This window comes from Methanofollis ethanolicus, from assembly GCF_001571385.1.
Lineage (GTDB): Archaea > Halobacteriota > Methanomicrobia > Methanomicrobiales > Methanofollaceae > Methanofollis > Methanofollis ethanolicus.
Genome location: NZ_BCNW01000001.1, coordinates 257,602 through 283,273, shown reverse-complemented (window position 1 = coordinate 283,273; position 25,672 = coordinate 257,602). Strand labels below are relative to the sequence as shown.

Here is a 25,672-nt window from a genome sequence, read left to right as displayed (position 1 = left end):
AACCACCAGAGACTGCACATGGCATGAGTGCTTCAGGACGCTGCGGGGACAGATCGCCCCCACTGCTCTTCCTTGCCATCATATTTTTCCTGATACTCCTGCTGCCGACCGCCTCTGTCGCGTCTCCCGCGGAAAAAAACGTCCTTCTTTTTCATTCCTACCACGAGGGCCTCTCCTGGACTGACGGGATCACCGAGGGTGTATGTTCCGCGCTTGAGGAGGGAAACACCGACGTCAATCTCTATATAGAGTACATGGACACGCCGCGGATCCCGAGTCCCCGCTACTCCGCAGAGATGGCCAGGATGTACAGGCTCAAGTATGCGGATGTCAGGCTTGACGCTATCATCTGCGTCGACGAATACGCCTTTCATTTCCTCCGAGAACATCATGACGACCTTTTCCCCGGCACACCTGTCATCTTCTGCGGCGTGAACTATTTTGAGGACGAGTATCTTGCCGGGTGGGAGGACTGCACCGGCATCGTCGAGGCAACCGATGTCGAAGGGACGATCGGGGCCGCACTCAGTCTCGATCCTGATGTCAGGAAGGTCTATGTTATCGACGACAACACGCTGACCGGCATCGCCAACAGAAAGGTCGTCGAAAAGGCTGCACAGGCCTTTGATGATCGTCTCGTCTTCACAATTCCTGAGAACCTGACCCTTGATGAGATAAAGGATGACGTCGGGGGCCTCCCCCCCGATACGGTCGTCCTCCTCATGACCCTCACCAGGGACGGAAACGGCACGTATTACGAGTACGAGGATGCCATCACGGAGATCTCCCGCGCCTCCAGCGTCCCGGTGTACAGTCTCACCGACCCGTATATAGGGTACGGTTTGACAGGCGGGAGACTCCTTTCCCCGAAAGAGCATGGGAGAGAGGCAGGGTTGATGGCCCTCGGGATTCTCAACGGAGAACCGGCGTCCTCCATACCGGTGAAAAAAGAACTTCAGGGGAGGTATATCTTCGACTACAATGAACTCAAGCGGTTCGGCCTCGAAAATGCCCCTCTTCCGGCCGGGAGCACGGTGATCAACGGTCCGCAGCCACCGGTCCTGATCGACAGGAGCGTGGCGGTGGCGGGCGCCTTCGCCATCGCCACTCTCGCTCTCGCCGTCCTCTTCCTGGGGTACACCATCAGGACCAGGAGGCGGTCGGAGAGCGCCCTCAGGGAAAGCGAGGAGAAGTTCCGCGCCCTTGCCGAGCGGAGTTTCGACCTGATCTTCGCCACAGATGCAGAGGGCCTTTTCACCTATGTCTCTCCTGCGGTCAGTCGCATCAGCGGATACGATCCCGCGGAGTTCACGGGCAAAAATTTCATGTTCAACAAGGAAGATGCCGATCTCTCCAGATTTGAATCCTTCTTTGCAGACCTTCGAGAGGGGAAGGCAATCGAGGGTCTGGCGATCCGTATCCGCGCGAAGGACGGGTCGACACGGTACCTCGAGATCAATGCTGCTCCGATCATGAACGAAGGTGTGGTGGTCGGCGTCCAGGGTGTGGCGCGGGATGTCACCGAGAGGATGGAGATGGAGAGGATCCGGACCGAGGCCTATGCCCGGATCGAGCAGAACATCGAGCAGTTCGCCATACTCGGCGACGAGATCAGGAACCCTCTCGCCGTGATCGTCGGCATCGCTGACCTCCACTGTGAGGAGCGCCATGCCCGGCAGATCCTGGAGCAGGCGGCGATCATCGACGGCATCATCACCGCGCTGGACCGCGGCTGGATCGAGTCGGAGAAGGTGCGGGAGTACCTCAGGAAACACTGAGGTTTTTATGGGCAGGGGACGATCCTCTTCATCCATGATCCTGGCGGTAGGGGGGAGCCTGCAGTGAGGGAGAGGTTCGTCGTCCTCTGGCGGCGGCGGACAGGCGCGACATGCCCGTACAGGACGGCCGATACAGGCCTGACTCTATCCGAACTCCTCCAGGAACTCGTCCCGGTGCTGGAGGAGAACGGCGTCACGGTGGAGGTGCACGTCGAAGAGACTGAGGGGGAGGGGGACGTCCTCTTCAACAGCGTCCCTCTCGACGACCTCCTTGCAGAGGCGGTGGGGGCCGAACGCTACTGCGCGGGCCCCTCGCGGATGGAGGAACTCGGCAACCCGGCCCTTGCTTTCGATCCGAACGCTCCTGTCGGACGGGTGCTCCCGGAGATCGTCTTCAGGAAGGCCGTGCTCCTCGCCCTGGAGGAGTGAGACCCCATCCTTAAATCGATCGGCGTACACTCTTTTTGTATGAGTCATTGGATTTTTGATGTCCTGTTGAACCCGGACGCGTTCTTCAGGGAGAGGGCGGAGAAAGCGCCGGCCCTGATGGTACCCTTCATCCTCGTGCTGATCACCGGGATCATCGGTGCCGTAACAATCTATCTCTCCATGACCGCCATGCTCCCTGTTCTCCCCGCCGATATGCAGGGACTTGTCAGCATCATCGGCATCGCCACGGCGGTCGTTACGGTGATCAGTGCCCCGATCATCTGGGCCCTCCAGGCCCTCGTCTTCTATGCCCTCTCCTCCTTCTACAACGGTTCCGGTGACCTGAAGAAGAGCCTCGAAGCGGTGGGGTACGGCTACGTCCCTCTCATCGTCTCGGCCCTGATCGCTCTCGCCCTGACGTACTCCTTCCTCTCCTCCTTCTCTTTCCCGTCGATCGACTTTACCGACCCGGCGGCCACGGCGGCCTTCCAGGAGATGATCCAGACGTCCCCGCTGATCCAGGCGGGCCAGATCCTCGGCGTCATCTTCCTTGTCTGGGCGGCTAACATCTGGATCTTCGGGATGAAGTACGCCCGCGGTCTCACCACCAGGGACGCCGCGGTTGTCGTCGGCGTGCCGGTGGTCTTATATATCGTCTCTCAGATCATCATGCTCGGTGTGCTGTAGATGAGAGAGGTGGTCTTCACCGGTGCGTTTCTCCTCCTTCTCCTCCTTCTTTGCGGGGCGGCAGACGCGGCGACGCCCGAAGAGGACGCTGCACAGGTGATGGTCACCGGCGCGGTGATCGACCCGGCGGTCCTGATGCCCGGCGATGTGGCGACGGTCACGGTCACGGTGAAGAACACGGCACAGGTGAGCGTGCCTGTCAGGAGTGCGAAGATGTACACGGAGGGGAACATCCTCGTCCTGGACAACCCCTACCAGACCTTCGGTGCGATCGGGGCGGGGAACGAGGTCTCTTTCACCTTTACTGTTCAGGCGGACGCCGGTTCAGGGACATATTACCCGCGTCTTGTCCTCGACTTCACGAATGCCGGGTCATTGCGCTACGCGGTGCCGGTGAGGATCGAGGTGGTCGAACCGCGGATCTCTGTCGCCGACGTCCCCGACGCCTTCACCGCGGGAAAGAAGGAGATTGTACGGGTGACGGTGAGCAACCCCCGCTCGGGCGAGGTCAACGGCGTCTCGGTGGTCCCGTCGGGCGAGGGAATAGTGAGCGTCCCGACAAGCACCTTCATCGGTGCGCTTGCGCCTGACGGTTCTGCAGAGGCGACATTCAACATCACGCCCGACCGTGAAACCACTCTCACGATGACGGTGACGTACAGGAACGGGAGGAACCAGAGGACGACGGAGGCATCGATACCGATCACCTTCTCCGAGGACAAGAAGGGTGCACGGATCGTCGTCTCCGGCGTGGAGGTGACCCCGGAGAACGGATCGTACCGGGTCAGCGGGGACGTGACCAATGCCGGACTTGAGGTGGCAAAGGCTGTCGTCGTCACCGTGGGGTCCCCCGGAGTCCCTGTTGACCCGGATCGCGTCTACCCGGTCGCTTCCCTGGACCCGGACGATCTCTCGAACTTCGAACTGACCTTCAGGGCCGAGAACGTCACTGAGGTTCCGCTCGTCATCGAGTACAGGGATACTGACGGGAACCTCTACACGACGAGGACGAACATCTCGGTCGAAGGGACCGTGCTGCCCGGACAGGGGGAAGAGGGCGGGCCCGTCCCCTTGACGATCGCCCTTCTCATCGTCGCTGTCGTGGCGGTCGTCGGGGTGGTGGTCTTCTTCTCCTGGAAGAAGGCGAAGGGAGGATAGCGCCGGGCATACCTCGCCTACGTCTCACCGCGTCCCGGCACACCCGGGAGGGGCACCTGCCCCTTCGTGTTTGCACGTGTGCGCAGGATTACACTGACCTGCACTCTGGCATTGTCAATAAACAGGGGATATTTTGAATCGGAATCGAACATCCCGGCCCGTTCACCCCCATCTCCATCCCCATGTGCATTCCGGCACAGATCACACACACAGTCACCCGGAGACCCTGACGGATCAGGTGGTGTGTGTGCCTCCCTTTTCGTGCAATATAGTATTATGAGAGAGAGAGATCTCTCTTCTCTCTCTAGAATATTCAATCTGGCTCCGATCCTCAGTCTTCGTTTGTGTACTTTTCCCACGCAACTTCGGTGTACACGGGGTGCAAAAGTGCCATCGTCGGGCAGGGACTCTTGCAGCAGACCCTTATTTTTTGCAGTCATTTGCAGCAGTTTGCGGAAGGCGCTGCCATTCAACAGGCGAAGAAATGCCACTTGATCGCGATTATCTCCACGAATCGGCGAGATCTCGGGATCGTTTGCAGCAGTCCGATTATCACACACGCACACACACCCGAACAGGGGGAGAGGTGTCACCGTGTGGGTGGGTGTTTTGCTGTAAGATAGTACTGAGAGAGAGACGCGTCTCTCTATATGTACAGGTACAGTCAGATTCTGGACCATTCCTCATCTTTTCTCTCTCGCGGCGGGTGCCGTAAATCTGCTGTAAACGTGCTGTAATGCTGTAAGAGTCACGGACAGAAAAAGAAGGATTTCATCCCCGCGAGTGGGAGATGATGTGCCTGAGTTCGGGGACGATGATCTTGCCGGTGGCGAGGGTCACGGCCCCGGTCGAACCAGGGAGGCAGAAGACCGCCCTCCCGCCGACGATGCCGGCGGTCGCCCGCGAGAGGAGGGCCGAGGTCCCGATCTCGTCGAAGGAGAGCATCCTGAAGAGTTCGCCGAAGCCCTCCATCCTCTTCTCGAAGAAGGGTTCGACGGCCTCGATGGTGCAGTCGTCAGGGGTGAGGCCGGTACCGCCGTTGAGGACCACGGCGTCGGCCTTCCCGAGCGCGGTGACAAGGGCGGCCCGGATCGCCTGCCTGTCGTCCTTCACGATCACCGAGAAGACGACCCTGTATCCCCCGGCGGTGAGGAGGTCGCGGATCGCCTTTCCACTGGTATCGTTCTCCTCGGTACGGGTCGAAGAGACAGTGATCACCACCGCAGTAATCTCGATCGGCTTGATGTGCTCGGTTTTCATGAGATGCCTCACCAATATGTTGATCGCTCCCTCTGATACTTCTTGTGATAGAAGGGCCGCAAACCCCGACCCCTTTGTTTCCACTGGAAGAATGGAGAGATAGGAGGGGAGAAGATATCGCGAAAAAGGTTGAAAAGAGCCTGAATTTACCTGTACTCCACTATTCTGATCATTATATCGCGCGGATCCGCCGATCAGACCCCGGGATCCGAGGAGATCACCGAAGATCATGGAAGATCATGAGACGATCCCGGGAAGATCCCCTGATCTGATCGCAAGATCGCGGGATCCCGACCCTGATCCGGGATCAGGATCGCCGGATCTGAGATCAGGATCCACAGATCAGGGATCAGATCAGGGATCAGATCAGGGATCAGATCAGGAAAAACGATCAGGAGATCAGGAGAGGTGATCTGAGATCGAGATCCTGGATCAAAGATATCGATCCAGGGATTGGAGATCTGGATCTGACCGGGAGATCTGGATCTGACCGGGAGATCTGGATCACACCCTCCAGATCGTGATCCAGATCGACAATTTTTGATCCTGGATGGGGGATCCTGATCCATGGATTGCCGGAGATCGGGATCTGTTGCCGCGCTGATCCGGGATCCGGGATCGGGATCTCTCCTGATCTCTCTGATCCTCCTTTTTGTGATCAGAAGATCCTGTTCTGAGATCAGAGATCATTTATAGTACAAGTCGCGAAGCTTACAACAAGCTGTTTTTCTCAATATAAAAGAAAACAGATACTCTGTTTTCTTGGTGTTCCAGTCGAAACAAAGGGGTGGGGGATCAGATTCTTGATCTCGATGGATTCGACGGCGATCTCCCTGACCGGTATTTTGTTTATATACTGTCTCCAATGGAAACAAAGGGGTTATATCTCCACGGCCCCCACCATCTGATGTTTTCCCCAGTACCCGCGGCTGATATCATGTCTGAAAACGATCATCAATCCTTTGGACTCTTTCAAAAGTTCCTGAGTAATAATCGGATCTTCAAAAACCGGGAGGTCCTCCGTCACTCGTACCGCCCCCAGATACTCCCGCACCGGCGCCCCCAGATTGATGCCGTCGCCTCCATCCTCGCTCCTGCCCTCAAGAACGAGACCCCTTCGAACATCCTCATCTACGGAAAGACCGGGACAGGGAAGACGGCCTGTGTCAGGTACGTCGGGGCCGAACTCGAAAAGGTCGCCGCGGGAGCCGGTACCAGGTGCCGGGTGGTCCACCTCAACTGCGAGGTGATCGACACCCAGTACCGGGTCCTCGCCCAGATCGCGAAGGGCCTTGAGGACCTCGACGCCACCCCGAGCGACAAGTCCCGCGCCCACATCCCGATGACCGGGTGGCCGACCGACCAGGTCTATGCCGAACTGAAAAACCAGCTCGAAACGACCGGCGGCGTGCTCGTCATCGTCCTGGACGAGATCGACAAACTGGTCAAGAAGAGCGGTGACGAGACCCTGTACAACCTGACCCGGATCAACTCCGACCTGCGAGGTGCGAAGGTCTCGATGATCGGGATCTCCAATGACCTGCGGTTCACCGACTTCCTCGACCCCCGTGTCCTCTCCTCACTTTCGGAGGAGGAGATCGTCTTCCCCCCGTACAATGCCCCGCAACTCTGCGACATCCTCAGCCAGCGCGCCCAGATGGCCTTTGTCGAGAAGAGCCTCGACGAGGGGGTCATCCCCCTCTGCGCCGCCTTCGCCGCCCAGGAGCATGGCGACGCTCGTCGTGCCCTCGACCTCCTGCGGGTCTCCGGCGAACTCGCGGATAGGGAGAATGCGGAGAAGGTGGGGGAGAGACATGTGCGGATGGCCCTGGAGAAGATCGAGACCGACTCGATGATCGAGTGCATCTCGACCCTGCCGACCCAGAGCAAGGTCGTCCTGTACTCGATGCTCCTCCTTGACCAGATGGACAAGAAGATCTTCACCTCAGGTGAGGTGACGCGGGTGTACCGCGAGGTCTCCCGCACCGTCAACATCGACCCCCTCACCCACCGGCGGATCACCGACCTCATCTCAGAACTGAGCATGCTCGGCGTGATCAACAGCAGGGTCGTATCGAAAGGACGATACGGAAGGACAAAAGAGATGTGGTTTGACACCAACACGAAAAAGATACAGGAAGTATTAGCGAAAGATCCCAGGCTATCCGAGGAAAGGCTTGTGCAGGTCGACCTCAACCGCCTGAAGGCATCATTCCGGTGATTGATATGGACGGAAAGGATTTACTCATCCTCCACCTCCTGGAGGAGAACAGCCGGATCCCGATCGAGGAACTGGCGACTATGGTTGAACTCCCGATCGAAGAGGCGAAACGCCGGATCAGGGCACTTGAAGAGGCCCGGATCATCAGAAAGTACGCCGCAGTCGTCGACTGGGAGAAGGCCGGCAACGAAGAGGTCACCTCGATCATCGCCCTCAAGGTCTCGCCTGAGCGCGACTTCGGCTACGACAGGATTGCGGGGCGTATCGCCCGCTTCAGGGAGGTCAAGGCCGTCCGTCTCGTCTCCGGGCGCTATGACCTGATCCTCCTTGTGAGGGGCCGGACGATGCAGGACGTCGCCCGCTTCGTCTCCGAGCACATCGCCACGATGGACCAGATCAGGGAGACAGCAACACAGTTCGTTATGAAGACATACAAGGAGAACGGAACCCCGTACGACGAGCGCGAGGCGAGCGAGCGCCTGCCGTACTCCTTCTAGGTGGCATCATGAGGGACTTTGTATCTGAAAAGGCTCGCATCATCCCCCACTCCGGGATAAGGAAGTTTTTCGACCTCTGCATGGGTATGCAGGACGTGATATCCCTTGGCGTTGGCGAACCAGACTTCTCGACCCCCTGGAACATCTGCGAGGCGAGCATCTACTCCATCGAGCAGGGCGTCACGACGTACACCTCCAACCGCGGCTACCCGCCTCTGCGCGAGGCCCTTGCCGCGGACCTTGCCCGGCGCTACGATCTCAGTTACTCCCCTGAGTCCGAGATCATCATTACGACTGGTGTCTCTGAGGCCGCCGACATCGCGATCAGGGCGGTCGTCGACCCCGGAGACGAGGTGATCGTCCAGGACCCCGCCTATGTCAGTTATGCACCCTGCGTCACCCTGACCGGCGGGAAACCGGTTCCTCTTCCCTGTCGTGAGAAGGACCTCTTCAAGGTCACTCCCGATGCCCTCATGGAGAGGATCACCGGGAAGACGAAGGCAGTCCTCCTGAACTTCCCGAGCAACCCGACGGGCGGTGTGATGACCCGCGACGACTACCGGGCGATCGCCGACATCCTCGTTGACCGCGACCTCCTCCTCATCTCCGACGAGGTCTATTCGGAACTCACCTACGAAGGCGCCCACTGTTCCCCGGCCTCCATCCCTGAACTCCGCGAGAGGACGATCACCCTCAACGGTTTCTCGAAGGCCTACGCGATGACCGGGTGGCGGGTCGGCTACCTCTGCGCCCCGCCCGCGATCTCCGACGCCGCCCTGAAGATCCACCAGTATGTGATGCTCTGCGCCCCGGTGATGGGCCAGATCGCCGCGTACGCCGCACTGCGGCAGGCCGAGCAGGACAAGAACGAGATGGTCAGGGAGTATCGCCTCCGCAGGAACCTCTTTGTCGAGGGCCTCAACAGGATCGGCCTCCGCTGCCACATGCCGGAGGGCGCTTTCTATGCCTTCCCCTCCATCGAGGCCACCGGCCTCACCGACGAGGAGTTTGCCGAGCGTCTCCTGAAGGAGCAGAAAGTCGCGGTCGTACCCGGCAGTGCCTTTGGCGAGTCGGGCCGCGGCCATATCAGGTGTTCCTATGCAACAAGCCGGGAAAACCTCTCTCTGGCTGTCGAAAGGATGGGCACCTTTGTCTCGGGTCTGATCTGATTATATTATCCTATTTTTATCTCTCAAATCTTCGAAATCGTCCGGATCCCTTCGGCAGAGGGTATGACCTTTGTCTGACAAATGGCGGGTGCAGGACCCCTTTGTTTCCACTGGAGATCCTGTGCTTTTTCAAATAATACAATCTGCCGGGATGATTTGAATCCGAGGCCGTGGCAGGCTTATCCCCAGATCCTTTCCTGTTTCCTGAGGAACACCGGACCCGGTCATCAGAGTGCGCTCTGACAGAATGGTCAGGTTTTTATAGGGCTGCCTGTATCTTCTTTTTATGCGAAAACGACAGATAAACGCAATAATTGACCTTGCATTGCTCGTATCTTTCCTTGTCGTGGGGCTCTCGTCACTAGTGCTCTTTTTCTCCCTTCCATCTGGGAGCGGGGGGTTAGGTTTTGTCCATGCCGGCACCGGAGCGACAAACCTCAGGGTATTTCTCGGGGTTACCCGCGGTGACTGGGTGGACCTCCACAACATCACCGGTCTCCTCTTCATGGTCCTGATGGCCGTCCATATCGTCCTGCACATCCCCTATTACCGGAACATCAGATCCTGCCTCTCTTCGGGCGAAAAAGAGACGTGTGACCGGGAGTGAGGGGGCGGTCGGGGCTGATGATATACTTTTATCATCATGTATCACCCCAAATTACATGATATAGCAATGTCGTGTACGATTATTGTCGGCGGATTTTTCGGGGATGAAGGAAAGGGCAAAATAGTGGCGCATATTGCCCATCAAGACCATCCCTCCATTATTTCCCGGGGCGGGGTCGGCCCCAATGCAGGCCACACCGTCACAGTCGGGGACCAGAACTACGGCGTGCGGATGATCCCGTCGGGTTTCGTCTACCCGGACGCGAAACTCTGCATCGGGAGCGGCGTCCTCGTCGATCCCCGTGTCTTCCTCCATGAGGTGGAGCTCCTTAACGTCGCGGACAGGACCTTTGTTGACGGCCGCTGTGGTATCATCGAGGAGGAGCACATCGCCAGGGACAGGGGGAGCGCCCATCTCTCGAAGAAGATCGGTTCGACTGGCACCGGCTGCGGGCCGGCAAACTCGGACCGCGTCCTGCGCATCTCCAGGCAGGCAAAGGACGTGCCCGAACTCGCTCCCTATATCATCGATGTTGCCGGGGCTGTCAACGGCGCCATCGACGCGGGCGAGAATGTCCTCCTTGAAGGGACACAGGGCTTTGGCATCTCCCTGTACTACGGGACCTATCCCTTTGTGACGAGCAAGGACACCTCGGCCTCCCAGATCGCCGCCGACAACGGTGTCGGCCCGACCAGGATCGACGATGTCATCGCCGTCTTCAAGGCCTACCCGACCCGTGTCGGTGAGGGACCCTTCCAGACCGAGATGACCGCGGAGCAGTCGAACACCCTCGGTTTCCAGGAGTTCGGCACCGTCACCCACCGTCTCCGCAGGATCGGCGGCTGGGACGGCAAGATGGCCCGGTACTCGGCGATGATCAATGGTTGCACCATCGCCGCGATCACCGGCATCGACCATGTGGACGCGGCCTGTTTCGGCGCGACCTCGTACGATCAGCTCACCGAGAAGGCGATCGCCTTCCTCGAACAGGCTGAGAAGGACATCGGCGCACCGATCGGACTCATCTCGACCGGCCCCGAGCTCTCGCAGATCGTCGACGTGAGGGATGAACTGTGAAGCGGTCCCTCCTCCCGATCCTCTGTTGCCCGGTCTGCAAGGGCGACCTCGAGCTCCGCGTGGTCGAGGAGAAGGACGACGACGTTATTGAAGGCTCCCTTGTCTGCGGGGCTTGCGGGGTCGAGTACCCCATCAGGGAGAGCATCCCCAACCTCCTCCCGAAGGTCGATCAGGACTGAATATGGACTTTTCCTGTGAGATCAGGCTCAATAACCGTGGCATAAACTCGATAGACCTCCCCGAACCCGTCCGCGCAGCGCCAGGCGATACGGTGTTTCTCAGGCTCGTGAACGAGGGTTCTCCCCTCCACCTCACCCTCTCCGCGGCCGATGCCGGGAGGTTCACCGACTTCTGCCACGAGAACCTCTTTGTCGATACGACAGCGGAGGTGCCGATCTTTATCAGGAAAGACGTCTTCCCCGGGACATTCGATATCGAGGTGATCACCGGGTACGGCACGAACCGGGCGAGGCTCGGTGTTGCCGTCAGCGAGCGTCCGAAACCTCCGGCCGAAGAACCGCCTCTCCCGGTTCCCGTGGCTGCAGAGCCCCATCTGCCGGTGATCCCCTTTGCGGTCGTCGCCGCGGCCGCGCTTCTCTTTATCATCTACGCGGCCACGAAAATGGTCGCGTTTGAGGCCGCCGCTTTTATCGTCCTCGTTGTCGGGGTGCTCGCCGCATGGTTCCTGCGGCCCTGACCCTGGGTGCGGCTCTCGCCCTCGATCGGATCGTCGGCGACCCGCACACCCCCTTCCACCCTGTTGCTCTCTTTGGGCGGTTCGTGGGCTGGTGGGGGAGACCGTCATGCTATCCTCCTGCCCTCCAGCGGGCGGCAGGGGTCGTGCTCTGGGCTGTCTCGGCTGCACTCTTTGCCCTCCCCTTCTGGTGTGTCGAGAGTTTCGCGCCGGCCCTTCTCCTCCTCGTCCTCTCCCCCTTCCTTCTCAAGGCGACCTTTGCCTGGCGCTCCCTGGAGGAGCACGTGGGGGCGGTGGAGGCGGCCCTTGCCTCGGGAAGTCTTGACGAGGGGCGCCGGGCGGCCGGGATGCTCGTCTCCCGCGACACCCGCACCCTCTCGGCCGAGGAGATCAGGTCGGCGGCGTACGAGTCGGTGGCCGAGAACCTCTCCGACTCGGTGATCGCCCCGCTCTTCTGGTTCGCCGTCTTCGCGCCCTTCGGCCTCGGCCTCACCGCGGCGGCCGTCTACAGGGCAATCAACTGCATGGACGCGATGCTCGGTTATACCGACGAGCGGGTACGCCTGGGCTGGTGCGCCGCACGGGCCGACGATCTTGCAAACCTCCTTCCCTCCAGGGTATCGGGATGTGTCGGCCTCCTGTACTTCGGGTTGAAGGGGAGGCTCATGCCCGCGTGGCGTTGTCTCCTTGAAGACAGGCATAAAAGGCCCGGTTTTAATGGCGGGTGGCCGATGTCCGTCCTCGCCGGCGGGGCCGGGGTGCGGTTCGCCAAGAGGGGTGTCTACCAGATCGGTCCGGGTGAGAAGAGTCTTGCAGCGGGTGGGGCCGATATAATCGGTTCAGTCCGTGGAATAACCCTCATATTTTCGGTTTTTGCGATCATCGCACTATTTTTATGGGCATGACTGTCCAATAGATAGGAATAATGAAACTTGAGGAACTGAGGTACGGCACCGAGCTCCTGAAGCGGGGCTTTGCGTCCATGCAGAAGGGCGGGGTGATCATGGACGTGGTGAACGCCGAGCAGGCGCGGATCGCCGAAGAGGCGGGCGCCGTCGCGGTGATGGCCCTGGAAAGGGTTCCCGCGGACATCAGAAAGGCCGGCGGGGTGGCGCGGATGGCCGACCCCGAGAAGGTCCTCGAGATCATCGACGCCGTCTCCATCCCGGTGATGGGCAAGGTGCGGATCGGCCACTTTGTCGAGGCGCAGGTCCTTGAAGCGATCGGTGTCGACATGATCGACGAGAGCGAGGTGCTGACTCCGGCCGACGAGGAGTACCACATCGACAAGGCACGGTTCACCGTGCCGTTTGTCTGCGGCGCCCGGAACCTCGGCGAGGCGATGCGCCGGATCAACGAGGGCGCGGCAATGATCCGGACGAAGGGCGAGGCCGGCACCGGCAACGTCGTCGAGGCCGTGCGGCACATGCGTGCGATCCAGGGTGAGATCAGGGAACTTGTCGGCATGGACGAGCAGGAACTCCGCGCCCGCGCCCGTGCGATCGAGGCGCCGTACGAGGTTCTTGCCGAGACGGTGAAGAGGGGCCGTCTCCCTGTGGTGAACTTCTCGGCAGGCGGGATCGCCACGCCGTCCGACGCCGCCCTGATGATGCAGATGGGCGCGGACGGCGTCTTCGTGGGGTCAGGGATCTTCAAGTCCTCGAACCCGGAGAAGATGGCGAAGGCGGTCGTCGAGGCCGTCCACCACTACACGGACGCGAAGCTCATCGCCGAAGTGAGCCGCGGCATCGGTGACCCGATGAAGGGCCTGGACGTCCACGAACTGAAAGACGAAGAGAGGCTGCAGGAGCGTGGCTGGTAAGAAGATCGGCGTCCTCGCCCTTCAGGGAGACGTCTCCGAGCATATCAGGGCCTTCGAGGAGGCCCTCGGCGGTGCGGGCAGTGTTGTCCCTGTCCGTTCTCCGGCCGACCTTGCGGCGTGCGACGCTCTTGCCCTGCCCGGCGGGGAGTCGACGACGATCGCCCGCCTGATCGACGAGAGCGGTCTTCGTGAGGCGATCCTCTCCTTCGACGGCGGGATCTTCGCGACCTGCGCCGGGATGGTTCTGGTGGCGGCGGAGATCAGCGACACCCGCTTCGCCCCCCTCGGCCTCGTCGATATCGTCGTGGACAGGAATGCCTTCGGGCGGCAGCGCGATTCTTTCGAGGCCGACCTTGCGGTGACGGGCCTCGACACCCCCTTCCACGCGGTCTTCATCAGGGCGCCCCTCGCGGTCCGCGCCGGCCCCGGCGTGGAGGTGCTCGCCACTCTCCCGCAGGGGATCGTCGCGGTGCGGCAGGGGAAGCATATGGTCCTCTCCTTCCATCCCGAACTCGGCGGCGACCTCCGGCTCCACCGGATGTTTCTTGCCGGGTTCTGAGAATATTTTTCTTTTTTTGGTTCGGAAGATACCGCGATATCCTGTTTTTCGATGAGACTGTTTTCCCTCTTCCCTGCTGCTCAGGGTACGAAAATAATGTATTCTTGAACTATAATACTCCCTGTGGGTGCGTAGAATTTATTACGGGGATGAAGGGATACCTTAATCTCTATATGCTGCCTTCTCTGATCCGTGACCCCTATGGATCCGAAGGCAGCGATAATTCCGATAACTTTTATCAAAGACATTTTCAATGCAGAGGACGCGGCGGTCCTCCCTGTTGTGGACATCATCGCGTTTGAGGCATATGGTTCTTCGATCAATCTGGGGAGAGGGTACCTCGGGGGGAGGTATTCGACTGAAAAGGTCTGCATAAAATCGGAGTTTCAGGGGAAAGTCTGGTACTCTCGCCTCGAATGGATCTGGGCCGGAGGCCTCTACGGGTCGATGTTTGCCGGGCCATCCGGGACATGGGTGGGGGAAGGCCTCATGCTGGATGGTGTCGATGTCCGTCACCCTCTTTTTTCCGATACCTCTGGAGATGTGGAGATTCGCAATCTCTTCGATGACGTTCGTTCGAAGCGGCACTGCTGTGTGCTGAACGCGGGCAAGGGAAGCGACGGCGCGACCCTCAGGTTCACCTATGGAGAACAGCAGGGCCCGGTATTACAGACCACGATACGGTGCGGGACTGGCGAACTGTCAATGATCAAGGTGGACGACCGCCGCCTGACCGTGATGCCTCCTGCTGCACCGCGGTGAAGGACGTGGAAGATCCTGCCACAGACGTGTGGGCATTTTCTGGAGACGAAATACGGGCTCTTTTCGATGGTGCGTCTTCGGGGTCGGATGCTTTCGTCTCCTCTCCCGGATGTCTCTGGTCGAGGGATCAGGGGTCTTTTTCTGCTGTGCTGTCCGTCCCCGTGCATGGGGATTGCGACGGTGTGTACGGGAAAGTGACGGAAAAACGTGTCCCGCTGTCTGATTCAAATCTGGGAGTTCCCCCGATCTGATCGGAAAGGGCCGATACCAACCGCACCCCCAGCGTCTCCTCATTGTCGATGGAGATATTGGCGGGCAGCCCTATCCCGTCGTCCTCGACCCTGAGACAGAGTCGCCCCCCGGCGTGCTGCCCCAGACTGACCAGCACCCTGCCCCGGTCCCGTCCGGTAAAGGCGTGTTTGAAGGCGTTCGTCACAAGTTCATTGATGATCAGTCCGCAGGGGATGGCCGTGTCCGTGTCCAGGACCAGGTCGTCAATGGCGGTCTCGACCCTGATCCCCGGTCCTGGTGTGTATGATGCCCTGATCTCAGAGCAGAGAGTTGTGATGTAGGCGTCGGCGCGGATGGAGGCGAGACTCTCAGACTGGTAGAGGTTCTCGTGGACGAGGGCCATTGCGGTGATCCGGTTCTCGCTTGCCTGCAGGCACCCCGCGGTCCCCCTGTCCGCGACCGTCGCTGCCTGGAGAGAGAGGAGGCTTGCGATCTGTTGCATATTGTTCTTGACCCTGTGGTGGATCTCCTTGAGAAGGGCCTCCTTTTCCAGGAGCGATCTTTGTAACTCTTTCTCGTATTCTCTCTGGACGGTGACGTCGACAAAGGAGACGATGCTCTTCTTTGTCTCCGGGATGATGGAGGCGGTCACGATGACGTCGTGAAAGTCCCCCCCACCATCGACGAAGGAGGAAAGATAGGTCTGTGGTGCTGTCGGGTCTCCATTGCACCGCTTCCTGTGGTATTCGAGCATCCTTTTCCCATCCTGTGGAGAGTAAAAAAGGCCCCAGGGGATCTTTCCCTCGATCTCATCTCCCGGAAGCCCGGAGAGGGTGAGAAAGCCCGAGTTGGCACGCGAGATCGTCAGGTCTTCCTCGACGATCACCATCGCGGCTGCCGCCGCCTCGAAGATCGTCCTGTACAGCACCTCGGACCGCCTGAGTTCCTCCTCCATCCGTTTCTGTATGGTGATGTCCCTGAGGACGAACTGAGTGGCAGGCCGTCCCTTGTAGGTGATAGGGACCATCGTCGATTCTGCATACGCGGTCTCGCCATCGACCCTGCAGAGCTTGATCTCCTGGAAGTACGAGGACCAGACCCCGGTCTGCGTCTTGGTGAGTTCCTCGCGGACAGTCGCCAGGGAATCGGGGTGGATAAACGGCCAGAAGGGCATCTGCTCGAAGTCGACGGGGCCCTTGATCCCGAGCATCCGGAGGGCGGCGGCATTCAGGTAGACGATCTGCCCGTCGCAGTAGATGCCGATCGCTTCGGGTGCGATAGCGACAAGGCTCTCGTACCTCTCTTCACTCTCCTCGAGCGCCCTGACGGTCTGCCTGTGCCGGGTGATGTCCTCGCCTGATGCGAGGATGGAGAACACCTCCCCTTTTTCATCCCTGATCGGCTGGATTGTCCATGCGATCTGCCGCTCCTCCCCGTCTCTCGTCAGCACGGGGTTTTCGAAAGGGACGACCGTGCCCCGGTCGCTCTGGAGGACCGAGGTGCATACCGAGACCACGCTATCCCTCACCCGTACGGGGAGGTAGTTCTCGGCCCAGTCCTGCCCGACGATCTCGTCCTCAGGGTACCCGAGGATGGTGCACCCCTTCCTGTTGATCGCCCTGACATGCATCCTGTCGTCGAGGATCAGGAGGATCACCCCGGCGACGTCGAGATATTCCCGTGTCCGCGCTCTCTCCTCCTCCCTCTCCCTCTCTGCCTGTTTTTGCGGGCCGATATCGACGACCGTACAGACGGTCAGGTCGTCAGGTCCGGGCGCTGTCGAGAGGAGGACCGGGATCTGCCGGTCGTCGCGGGTGATGAACTCAGTCTCGATGCCGTTGTTCGCCCCGTCGGGGAAGCGGTCGGCACCCGTCCTCAACCAGATGCGGTCCAGGTGCTCCGGCCTCTCCCCCCCGCCATAACCAAGCATCGAAAGAAACCTGTCATTCTCCTCGGTGATGCTCCCGTCCTTAGAAAGAAGGAAGATGCCCGCGGATGAGGCATCATAGATACCCCGCAGGTTGATCTTTTTCTCGCTCAGCCTGTACGAGAGGATAGCAGTGAGGGACCCGATGCCGACAAGGAGGACGGTGTTGACGAGCACTTCGGGAAAGTCCGTCCATCCGGGGATGAAGATGTGGTACAGGGCGAGATAGGCGGCGCCGGCGAGGAAGGCCGAGAGGATGCCGTAGCGCGGGTAACGGTATGCGATGAGGACGACCGGGACGTAGAGGACCACTGATGTGATCCTGGTGATGCCGATGGAGAAGGCATACGAAACGACGGAAAAACAGACCAGGGTAAAAAACGCGAGTGAGGAGGTACAGACATGAGGCCTTAGCCTGCAGAATTCCGGACCTGTCCACTCTGTTCCCCGCATTCCACCAGTATGATCCGGGCGGATGTGGGTAATATGTTTCTATTCGTGCTTTTCCGGGTTTCAGCCTGTCAGGTTGAGGAGGATCTTCTGGAGGTCTATCCAGATGATCAGGTCCTGCTTCTGGGCCTTCCCTGCCTTTTCGTCCGCCTTCATCCTGATGATACCCTTGACATATGCCTCCTTCGCGAGGGTGTCGTCCATCTGGACAATGTCGTCTTTCCCGACCCGCAGCACCGAGTGGACATCGTCGACGATGATCCCGGTGTTCGAGCCGTTTGCGGCATCAGGGACGAGGACGATGATCTTCCGTGTTGCGTTATCGTCCCTCTCTGCAAGGCCGAGGAGTCTGTTGAGGTTGAGGATGGTGGTGATCTCGCCCCTGAGATTGATGATCCCGGCGATATGGGGTGCCGCACGCGGCACCGGGGTGATCGGGATCATCTCGACGATCTCCCGTGCGAGGCTGATATCGAGGGCATAATGGGTGCCCCCGATCTCGAACTCGACGACGTCTATGATCTCCATGGTGCCTACACCCGGAACTGCTTCATCGTGTCCTTCAGGTCGCCGGCCATGGAGTCGAGCTGATGGGTGACGCTCCCGATCTCCTCTGTCGAGGCGCTTGCCTCCTCGGCGAGGGCGGCAAGGTCACTCACCTGCTTCATTGTCTCCTGGGTCAGCCTGGTACCGTTGTCGACGATCTGGACGACGGCGTTGCTCGTGTTCGCCTGGTCCTCGACCGCCTTTGCGATCTCGCTCATGTCATGAGTCACCTCGCTGGCGCCGTCGACGATCCTGTTGAGGGCGAGGATGGCGTTGTTGACGCTCTCGACACTGGAGGCGATCTCGGTGTTGGCGGAGGTGATCGCGGTGGCGGTCTTCTCGCTCTTCGCCTGGATGGATGTGATGAGGTTTTCGATGTCGTTTGTCGCCTTCTTCGACTCGCCGGCGAGGTTCCTCACCTCTCCTGCGACGACGGCGAAGCCGCGGCCGTGCTCGCCCGCCCGTGCCGCCTCGATCGCGGCGTTGAGGGCGAGGAGGTTGGTCTGGTTCGAGATGTCGGTGATGAGTTTGACGATCTTGTTGATCTCCCGCATCTCCTGGGTCAGTTCGGTGATGTCCTTCACGCTCTCCCGTGCGATCGTCTCGACGACGGTGATCTTCGTGTTGGCGTCATTGCCGAGTTTCTCCGCGTCTTTGCCCATCTTTGCGACGTTTTCCGCTCTCTCAAGGACTTCCTGCGAGGTGCTGGCCATCTCTTCGTTCGAGGCCGAGAGGTCGCTGATGCGGTGGCTGATCTCCTCCATCTGGGTGAGGAGGTCGCGGTTGAGGTCGGCGCACTTCTGGCCGGTGATCGCCACCTGTTCGGCTGCCTTCGCGATCTCGTCCGCACCTTTGCTTGCATCGGAAACCCCTGACTGCACCTGGTCCGCGGCCTGCTTGATCTGCGTGACGACGGCGGAGGTCTTCCCGGCCATCTCGTTCAGGGACTCCTTGAATTTCTGGAAGTCGCCGGCGACGGCAATTTTGTCGGAGAACCTGACCGTGTAGTCGCCCACGGCGAACTGGCCCGAGACCCGCATCGCCTCGTTGACCGGATCGACGACGGCGTCCATCAACTGGTTGACGCCCACGACGACTCTGGCGAACTCCCCTTCGTGCTTCGAGGCGTCGGCACGTGTGGCCAACCTCCCCTCCCTGCCGGCCTTTGCGAGCATGTTCGCGTCCTCGACGAGTTTCTGGATCGCCTCCATCATTGTGATGAAGGCCGGGACCATCTGGTCGTTTTCCGAACGTTTCCCTGCCGCTTTGAGATCATTCAGGTCGGATAGGTTTCCCCTGCCGATATTGATCGCGATATTCTGGATATGGAGGAGAGGGTTCTGGACCGCGTTGATATCCTCTGCGATATCGGCGTAGATGCCCTCGTAATGCCCTTCGACTTTCCTGGTGAAGTCGTTCTGTGCGGTCCTCTGGAGGACGGCTTTGCTCTCCTTCAGGCCCTGCATGCCATCGATGCAGTTGTTGAAGTTCTCCGCTAGTTTTTTGAACTCACCCCTGTACAGGGATGTGTCGACTTTCTCCGGGATCTGGCCCTTCCCGATGAGTTCGGCATCCCGTGCGGCCCCCTGGAGGGGAACGACAACGGCGTCGAGAATCCCGTTGACGCTCTTTGCGATCTCCAGGAAGTCGCCTTCGGCGTCGAGACTGGCGCGGGCGGAGAGGTTTCCGTTCCGTGCCTCCTCGCCGACATGGAGGAGGTCCTGCACGGTCTGCTTCTGGGCGGTGATGTCCGGGAAGTACTCGACCACGCCGGTGATCCGACCGTTTTCGTCACGGGATGCCACACTGGTGCAGTTCTCCCACCGGCCGTCACGATATAGAATGTCGATGCTGTTTGTCTTCCCGGTTTCCATAGCCATCCGGCCGGGGCAGTTTCTTGACTTGCACATCTCAGCATTGTAGAGGTCGTAGCAGTGTTTCCCGATGCACTCGCTCTCCTTCATCCCGAGTGGGTCTGCTGCGGCCTTGTTGATGAAGATGATCCTGAAGTCCCTGTCGATGATATGGAGAGGTGTGGGAATGAGGTCGATCCCCCGGAGGACGATCTGAGCCTGCTGCTCCATGTCGTCTGTCGCCTGCTCTGCATCCTGTGTCTGTGCCTTGTCCTGTGATTTCATGGTCTCTCTTCTCCCTGATGGGGTGCGGCGAGGTGTCGGTCTTCCCGGAGGCATATTTCTGTGCCTGCCGCCGGGGTCCGGGCCTCTGGCGCGCCTGTCTTTCACATGTGCCTATCAATACTGATAGGCAGTTCTGATGACAAACCATGGCCGTTTAATTATATAAACATTCTGCTTTTGCATGCAGTGTTGATAGGCAGTTTTCGTAATAACTATAAATCTGGAGTGCTGATGAATGAAAATCAGGAAGGATTAACCCGTGTCACGTACTCCAGAAGATCCGGCAGGAGAATGCTCGCGGATCATCGAACTCCTCCGTGAAGAGCCGCGGGGCCTCTCCACCTCCGAGATCTCGCGGCGACTCGGGATGAACCGGAACTCGGTGGCGAAGTACCTGAATATGCTCGTCGTCTCCGGCCGCCTTGAGATGCAGGAGGTCGCCGTCGCGAAGGTCTACTACCTCTCCCACCGCGTGCCCATTTCTGCCATGCTCGACTTCTCTTCAGACCTCATCCTTGTCCTCGACAGTGCGGGAAGGGTGGTGCAGGCCAATGACAACCTCCTCTCTTTCATCGGCCTCGGGCGCGGCGAGGTCGCCGGCAGGGATATCGACTCGCTGGAGGTCCCCCTCTTCGCCCCCCTCCTTGAGGCCGGGCTGATGCGAGTGGCGTTCGCCGGGAAGGAGCGGGTCGAAGAGGTCCGGTTCGAAAAAGAGGGAAAAAATCTCTATTTTGTCGTGAAATGTGTCCCGACCGTCTTTGATGACGGGAGTGCCGGCGTGACCGTCATCATGGAGGACGTCACCGCGGCGCGGCAGGTACTGCAGGAGAAGGAACGCCTGCTTGTGGAGATCCACCAGAGGGTGCGAAACAACCTCCAGTTCATCTCCAGCCTTCTCGCCCTGCAGACGGCGAGCATGGGGGAGGGTGCGGGGCGCGAGATCATCAGGAAGACCGAAGGACGTCTCGGCGTGCTGGCACGGGCCCATGACCATCTCGACCGCTCTCCCGACCACGCCCGCGTCGGCCTCGGGGCGTACCTCGCGGACCTCATGGTCGATAGTGCGGCCGCCGCTGACTACCCGTCCGACCTGGTCACCGCCCGCGTCGTGCCGTCCGACCTCTCCCTCAGGCTCGATGCTGCGATCCCTGTCGGGCTGATCGTGAACGAACTCATCTCGAACGCATGCACCCATGCCTATCCGGCAGGCGCGCCCGGCCCGGTCCTGGTCTCTTCCCTTGACGACGGCACTGCCCTCACTCTTGTCGTCGAGGACGAAGGTGCGGGGATGCCAGCAGGCTTTGACCTTGAGGCCGGCGTCTCCCTGGGTCTCACCCTGGTCAGGACTCTGGTGACCGGGCAACTCGGGGGCCGGATGGAGATCTCAGACAAAAGCCCGGGCACGCGTGTCCTCGTAATGGTCCCTCACGGGGGCGAGACGCCGTGAAGGTGCTGGTCGTGGAGGACGCCGCGATAATCGCCCTTGATGTCGCAAACCGGGTAAAGAGACTGGGACATACGGTGACCGGGGTTGCGGCGACGGCCGCTCTTGCGCTGGAAAAAGCCCGTGAGACCTCTCCCGATATCGCCCTGATGGACATCAACCTGAAAGGGGACAGGGACGGGATCGAGGCCGCCTCCCTCCTTGCCGACGAACTCGGGATCAGGTGCATCTTCGTCACCGCATACTCAGACAGGGGAATGAGAGAACGGGCTCTCTCTGTCAGGCCCCTCGGCTACATCGTCAAGCCTATCCGGGATGCTGAACTGAAAGAGGCCCTTGCGGTTGCCGATGCCGCACTCGGCGCGGTTGATTGAGCACGGCCCCTTTTATTCTTGCATCCGCAAAAAAGGTAATAGTGTCCGCGATCAGGCGCGGCTCACCTGCTCCCTGATCACTTTCTGGAGATCAATCCAGATGATCAGGTCGTTTTCCTGCTTATTTTTTGTATCCTCTCCGTCTCCGATCCGTATGATCCCCCTGACGTACGCTTCCCTCGCCATCGCCTCGTCCATCGGGGCGACGTCGCCTTCACCGACCTGCCGCACCGTGTGGACGTCGTCGACGATGATGCCGGTGTTTGATCCGTTTGTGGCATCAGGGACGAGGACGATGATCTTCTGCGTCTCGCGCCGCCCTTCTCCCGGAAGGCCGAGAAGGGTGTTGAGTTTTAAGATGGTGGTGATCTCGCCCCTGAGGTTGATGATCCCGGCAATATAGGGTGGTGCCCGTGGTACTGGCGTGATCGGCACCATCTCGACGATCTCGCGTGCCAGCAGGATGTCGAGGGCGTACCTGGTGCCCCCGATCCCGAATTCGACGACGTCGACAGTCTCTGCCACTGTCCTGCCCCCTCAGATCCTGAACTTCTTTACCGAGGTCTTCAGGTCCCCGGCCATCCCGGTCAGTTCGTGCACAGCGTTGTCGATCTCCTCTGTCGAGGCGCTTGACTCCTCTGCAAGGGCGGCAAGGGCCTCCACCTCGGACATGTTCTCTTTGGTGAGCCTGGTCCCTTCGTCGACGATCGTGACGACGGTGTTACTCGTGTTCGCCTGGTCTTCGATGGCCTTTGCCATCTCGCCCATGTCCCTGGTCACCTTGCCGGCACCATCGACGATCCTGTTGAGGGCGAGGATGGCGTTGTTGACGCTCTCGACACTGGAGGCGATCTCGGTGTTGGCCGAGGTGATCGCGGTGGCGGTCTTCTCGCTCTTCGCCTGGATGGATGTGATGAGGTTTTCGATGTCGTTTGTCGCCTTCTTCGACTCGCCAGCGAGGTTCCTCACCTCTCCTGCGACGACGGCGAAGCCGCGGCCGTGCTCGCCCGCCCGTGCCGCCTCGATCGCGGCGTTGAGGGCGAGGAGGTTGGTCTGGTTCGAGATGTCGGTGATGAGTTTGACGATCTTGTTGATCTCCCGCATCTCCTGGGTCAGTTCGGTGATGTTCTGGACGCTCTCCTGTGCGATCGTCTCGACGACGGTGATCTTCGTGTTGGCGTCCCTGCCGAGTTTTTCCGCGTCCATGCCCATCTTTGCGACGTTTTCCGCCCTCTCAAGGACATCCCGGGAGGTGCTGGCCATCTCCTCGTTCGAGGACGAAAGATCCGCGATACGCCTGCCGACCTCCTCAATCTTCTGGAGCGTCTCCCGGGAGAGGTCGGCGCAGGTCTGGCTCGTGATCGCAACCTGCTCGGCGGCTTTCGCCAGCTGGTCGACGCCCTTGCTCGACTCGGACGTGCCATAATCGACCTGTTCGGCGATATGCTGGATCTCCCTGACAGTTTCGGCGGTCCTGTCGGCCATGTTGTTGAGAGAGTCCTTGAACTTCTGGAAGTCTCCCGCGACGGCGAGGTCGTCGGAGAACTTCTTGGTGTAGTCGCCCCCAGCATAACGGCCGGTGACCCGCATCGCTTCGTTGACCGGCGCCACGACGGCGTCGACCAACTGGTTGACGCCCTCGACGACTCTGGCGAACTCCCCTGCATGCTTCGAGGCATCGGCACGGGTGGACAAACGCCCTTCCTTCCCGGCCTCTGCGAGCATCTTCGCGTCGTCCACGAGTCTCTGGATCGCCTCCATCATTGCAATGAAGGCCGGGATCAACGTATCGTTCTCCGAACGTTTTCCGATGGCCTTGAGGCTCTCCAGTTCGGAGAGGTCACCCCGGCTGATCTGAACCATGCACTCCTGGATGTGGAGGAGGCGGTCCTGGACAGCGTTGATCGCCGTCGCGATCATGGCATAGCCGCCTGGGTAGTGCCCTTCGACTCTCCGGGTGTAGTCGTTCTGTGCGGTCCTCAGGAGGACAGTATAGCCTTCCCTCAGGCCCTGCAAACCGTCGGTGCAGTTGTTGAAGTTCTCCGCAAGTTTTCTGAAATCCCCTTTGTACTGTGTTGCGTCGACCCTTTCCGGGATCTGGCCCATGCCGATGAGTTCGGCATTCTGTGTGGCACCCTGGAGCGGCACGATGACGGCGTCGAGGAGGGCGTTGATCTTCTGCACGAGGGTCCTGTACTCTCCCTTATGCCGGGCGGCATCGGCACGGGTCGAGAGTCTCCCGTCCCTCCCGGCCTCGGCGAGCATGGCGATGTCTTTCAGCATCAGGTCGAGGGACTCGAGGGTCGCTGCCGTCGCCCTGTCGATCCCGGTGATGAGGGGCGCGACACCCTCCGTGTACCGGTCGGTCGCCCCCATCGTGAGGTTGACGTCGGGGTTGCCGTCAGCGATCCTGGCGAGGTTCTCTGCAACCCGCTGTGTTTCGGCCTCCAGGAACGCGGTGACCTCTGCCATCGCGGTGATGTCCTGCAGGATCTCGACATGGCCGATCTGCGTCCCCCGGGTATCGGTCAGGTAGGCGGCATCGATCTGGATGCTCTTCCCGTGCTCTTCGAAGATCGTCCTCTTTTTCCCATCCCGCAATGCGGCGATGCCGCACTGTTCGGTGTTGCAGGCCGCACCATTGCATGAACTGCAGTGCTTTCCAAGGTCTTCCTTTCTGTCGAGGTTCAGCAGGGACTCGAGTGCCCTGTTCATGAACGACCAGGTCATGTCCATGTCGGTGACCGAGATGGGGAAGGGGATCTCGTCGAGGATGGTCTCATACCGCCCTATCTTTGCCTCTGCCTCTGCCAGTCTCTCTCTGAGACGAGCGTTTTCCTGCTCGTAGTCATCAGGTGTCATTGTCTGCTTGGTCATTGCTGGTCCTCGCTGATCCGGGCGGCATGCCAGAACAGGGCTATATTCAGGATGTGTCTGTCTATGCCTGCACGCCTGGCAACGAAATCTCTCTTCGCGCCACAAAATCGAATACATTAATTAGTTGATACTATATTTGGTGATTCCTCTTTTTTCAACATGATGGAAATTATACTCTGTAGATTTTTATTTTTAATAACCTGTGAAATGATGAATTGGCCCTTATTATGACGTTTTTAAAAATGATGAAGCCGGAACGGCCGTCAGGGCAGGCTGTCTCCGCTGTGTCCATCTATCGAGACGAGGGCATGCGATTTTTCCCGCATTCTCGCAGCAAAAAAAGAGGTGGTTCGTGAAAATTTTTGTCTATCGCAGGCCGTCGACCCCTTCGGCGATGAGCGTCACCGCAAGGGCCGCAAGGACCATCCCGAAGACGTCGGTCATCACCCCGCTGATCGTCTCGCCGAGGGCCTGCTGGATGACGTCGGCATACCTGAGGGTGAACCAGGTCAGCACCAGGCAGAGGAGGACGGCCGGGACGGTGACCAGGATGCCAAGTTTTGTCGAGAGGAGGATCGCCGTCGTGATCGAACCCGGCCCGCAGATGAGGGGAGTGCCGACGATCACGCCGATGTTCTGCTGTTGCCCTCCCTCGGGTGGCGTGTACTCGATCCCGAGCGCCTGCTGCATCCCGACGATCAGGAGGAGGACGCCACCCGCAACCTCGAAGCTCGGGAGGGTGATGCCCAGGATATCGAAGATCAGGGAACCGAAGATGAGGAAGGTGAAGAGGAGTCCGCCTGCCACGGCAGTGGCTATGGTTGCCTGCCTGGTCTTCTCCTCCGTCCGGTAGCCCCGGGTGAGCCCGAGAAAGGTCGGGACCACCAGCAGGGGGTGGAGGATGATGAAGAGGGTGACAAACGCGTACGCGAAGGCGGCGAGGGGATCGTCCATAGGTCTTCAGT

General features: G+C 59.8%; 24 protein-coding genes. 17 read left to right on the top strand and 7 right to left on the bottom strand.

Translation table 11 applies throughout. The features are described 5' to 3' along the window. The first annotated feature begins 23 nt into the window (after positions 1-23). From MEFOE_RS01470 to MEFOE_RS01455, 4 genes are all read left to right on the top strand, one after another. The gene (locus MEFOE_RS01470; protein WP_067047292.1) at positions 24-1,778 is read left to right on the top strand and encodes a PAS domain S-box protein; all 1,755 of its coding nucleotides are present in this window, start codon (positions 24-26) and stop codon (positions 1,776-1,778) included. 63 nt (positions 1,779-1,841) lie between these two features. Further along, positions 1,842-2,207, top strand: a complete 366-nt coding sequence (locus tag MEFOE_RS01465; RefSeq protein ID WP_067047289.1) for a DUF2703 domain-containing protein — start codon at positions 1,842-1,844, stop codon at positions 2,205-2,207. Between the two features lie 39 nt (positions 2,208-2,246). Further along, positions 2,247-2,894, top strand: a complete 648-nt coding sequence (locus MEFOE_RS01460; RefSeq protein ID WP_083523276.1) for a Yip1 family protein — start codon at positions 2,247-2,249, stop codon at positions 2,892-2,894. Next, positions 2,895-4,052, top strand: a complete 1,158-nt coding sequence (locus MEFOE_RS01455; RefSeq protein WP_067047284.1) for a COG1361 S-layer family protein — start codon at positions 2,895-2,897, stop codon at positions 4,050-4,052. Between the two features lie 771 nt (positions 4,053-4,823). Here MEFOE_RS01455 and MEFOE_RS01450 read toward each other — a convergent pair. Beyond that, positions 4,824-5,312, bottom strand: coding sequence for a MogA/MoaB family molybdenum cofactor biosynthesis protein (locus tag MEFOE_RS01450; RefSeq protein ID WP_067047281.1), 489 nt, complete (start codon positions 5,310-5,312; stop codon positions 4,824-4,826). Between the two features lie 937 nt (positions 5,313-6,249). Here MEFOE_RS01450 and MEFOE_RS01445 point away from each other — a divergent pair. From MEFOE_RS01445 to MEFOE_RS01395, 11 genes are all read left to right on the top strand, one after another. Continuing rightward, a complete protein-coding gene (locus tag MEFOE_RS01445) occupies positions 6,250-7,533 on the top strand; it encodes an ORC1-type DNA replication protein (RefSeq protein ID WP_067047278.1) in 1,284 nt (427 codons plus the stop codon). A gap of 5 nt (positions 7,534-7,538) precedes the next feature. After that, complete coding sequence (locus tag MEFOE_RS01440; protein ID WP_067047275.1) at positions 7,539-8,030, top strand: Lrp/AsnC family transcriptional regulator; 492 nt, start codon at positions 7,539-7,541, stop codon at positions 8,028-8,030. 8 nt (positions 8,031-8,038) lie between these two features. Next, positions 8,039-9,199: an aminotransferase class I/II-fold pyridoxal phosphate-dependent enzyme gene (locus tag MEFOE_RS01435; RefSeq protein WP_067047271.1), complete on the top strand. Its 1,161-nt coding sequence runs from the start codon at positions 8,039-8,041 to the stop codon at positions 9,197-9,199. Positions 9,200-9,485: 286 nt separating this feature from the next. After that, complete coding sequence (locus MEFOE_RS01430; protein ID WP_083523275.1) at positions 9,486-9,806, top strand: DUF4405 domain-containing protein; 321 nt, start codon at positions 9,486-9,488, stop codon at positions 9,804-9,806. Between the two features lie 66 nt (positions 9,807-9,872). Continuing rightward, a complete protein-coding gene (locus MEFOE_RS01425; RefSeq protein ID WP_201785163.1) occupies positions 9,873-10,883 on the top strand; it encodes an adenylosuccinate synthetase in 1,011 nt (336 codons plus the stop codon). After that, positions 10,880-11,062, top strand: a complete 183-nt coding sequence (locus MEFOE_RS01420; protein WP_067047262.1) for a methytransferase partner Trm112 — start codon at positions 10,880-10,882, stop codon at positions 11,060-11,062. The genes MEFOE_RS01425 and MEFOE_RS01420 overlap by 4 nt, the downstream gene beginning before the upstream one ends. A gap of 2 nt (positions 11,063-11,064) precedes the next feature. Beyond that, positions 11,065-11,580: a DUF7524 family protein gene (locus MEFOE_RS01415; protein ID WP_067047259.1), complete on the top strand. Its 516-nt coding sequence runs from the start codon at positions 11,065-11,067 to the stop codon at positions 11,578-11,580. Continuing rightward, a complete protein-coding gene (gene cbiB, locus MEFOE_RS01410) occupies positions 11,562-12,482 on the top strand; it encodes an adenosylcobinamide-phosphate synthase CbiB (protein WP_067047257.1) in 921 nt (306 codons plus the stop codon). Before MEFOE_RS01415 ends, cbiB begins: the two co-directional genes overlap by 19 nt. A 20-nt stretch (positions 12,483-12,502) precedes the next feature. Then, on the top strand, positions 12,503-13,399 hold the full coding sequence (gene pdxS / locus MEFOE_RS01405; protein ID WP_067047254.1) for a pyridoxal 5'-phosphate synthase lyase subunit PdxS: 897 nt from the start codon (positions 12,503-12,505) through the stop codon (positions 13,397-13,399). Next, positions 13,389-13,958 carry a pyridoxal 5'-phosphate synthase glutaminase subunit PdxT gene (gene pdxT / locus MEFOE_RS01400; RefSeq protein ID WP_067047251.1) on the top strand — a complete coding sequence of 190 codons (570 nt, stop codon included), beginning with the start codon at positions 13,389-13,391 and terminating at the stop codon, positions 13,956-13,958. The genes pdxS and pdxT overlap by 11 nt, the downstream gene beginning before the upstream one ends. Positions 13,959-14,159: 201 nt before the next feature. Further along, positions 14,160-14,720 carry a hypothetical protein gene (locus MEFOE_RS01395; protein WP_067047248.1) on the top strand — a complete coding sequence of 187 codons (561 nt, stop codon included), beginning with the start codon at positions 14,160-14,162 and terminating at the stop codon, positions 14,718-14,720. A gap of 127 nt (positions 14,721-14,847) precedes the next feature. Here the strand turns inward: MEFOE_RS01395 and MEFOE_RS01390 are convergent, their stop codons facing one another. The 3 genes from MEFOE_RS01390 to MEFOE_RS01380 all read right to left on the bottom strand — a co-directional run bounded on the left by MEFOE_RS01390 (position 14,848) and on the right by MEFOE_RS01380 (position 20,012). Continuing rightward, positions 14,848-17,190 carry a PAS domain-containing sensor histidine kinase gene (locus tag MEFOE_RS01390; RefSeq protein WP_160329466.1) on the bottom strand — a complete coding sequence of 781 codons (2,343 nt, stop codon included), beginning with the start codon at positions 17,188-17,190 and terminating at the stop codon, positions 14,848-14,850. 201 nt (positions 17,191-17,391) lie between these two features. Continuing rightward, entirely contained in the window at positions 17,392-17,856 is a 465-nt protein-coding gene (locus tag MEFOE_RS01385) for a chemotaxis protein CheW (RefSeq protein ID WP_067047243.1), read from the bottom strand. Between the two features lie 5 nt (positions 17,857-17,861). Beyond that, positions 17,862-20,012: a methyl-accepting chemotaxis protein gene (locus tag MEFOE_RS01380; protein WP_067047240.1), complete on the bottom strand. Its 2,151-nt coding sequence runs from the start codon at positions 20,010-20,012 to the stop codon at positions 17,862-17,864. Positions 20,013-20,271: 259 nt separating this feature from the next. On the opposite strand from MEFOE_RS01380, the gene MEFOE_RS01375 reads away from it, so the two are divergent. Continuing rightward, entirely contained in the window at positions 20,272-21,459 is a 1,188-nt protein-coding gene (locus tag MEFOE_RS01375; protein ID WP_067047237.1) for a sensor histidine kinase, read from the top strand. After that, positions 21,456-21,830: a response regulator gene (locus tag MEFOE_RS01370; protein WP_067047235.1), complete on the top strand. Its 375-nt coding sequence runs from the start codon at positions 21,456-21,458 to the stop codon at positions 21,828-21,830. The genes MEFOE_RS01375 and MEFOE_RS01370 overlap by 4 nt, the downstream gene beginning before the upstream one ends. A 51-nt stretch (positions 21,831-21,881) precedes the next feature. On the opposite strand, the gene MEFOE_RS01365 is transcribed toward MEFOE_RS01370, so the two are convergent. From MEFOE_RS01365 to MEFOE_RS01355, 3 genes are all read right to left on the bottom strand, one after another. Further along, positions 21,882-22,355 carry a chemotaxis protein CheW gene (locus MEFOE_RS01365; protein WP_067047232.1) on the bottom strand — a complete coding sequence of 158 codons (474 nt, stop codon included), beginning with the start codon at positions 22,353-22,355 and terminating at the stop codon, positions 21,882-21,884. A 12-nt stretch (positions 22,356-22,367) separates the two neighbouring features. Further along, complete coding sequence (locus MEFOE_RS01360) at positions 22,368-24,707, bottom strand: methyl-accepting chemotaxis protein (RefSeq protein WP_067047229.1); 2,340 nt, start codon at positions 24,705-24,707, stop codon at positions 22,368-22,370. A 366-nt stretch (positions 24,708-25,073) separates the two neighbouring features. Then, positions 25,074-25,661 (bottom strand): MarC family protein, encoded by a 588-nt coding sequence (locus tag MEFOE_RS01355; RefSeq protein ID WP_067047226.1) that lies wholly within the window; start codon positions 25,659-25,661, stop codon positions 25,074-25,076. Between the last annotated feature and the right edge of the window lie 11 nt (positions 25,662-25,672).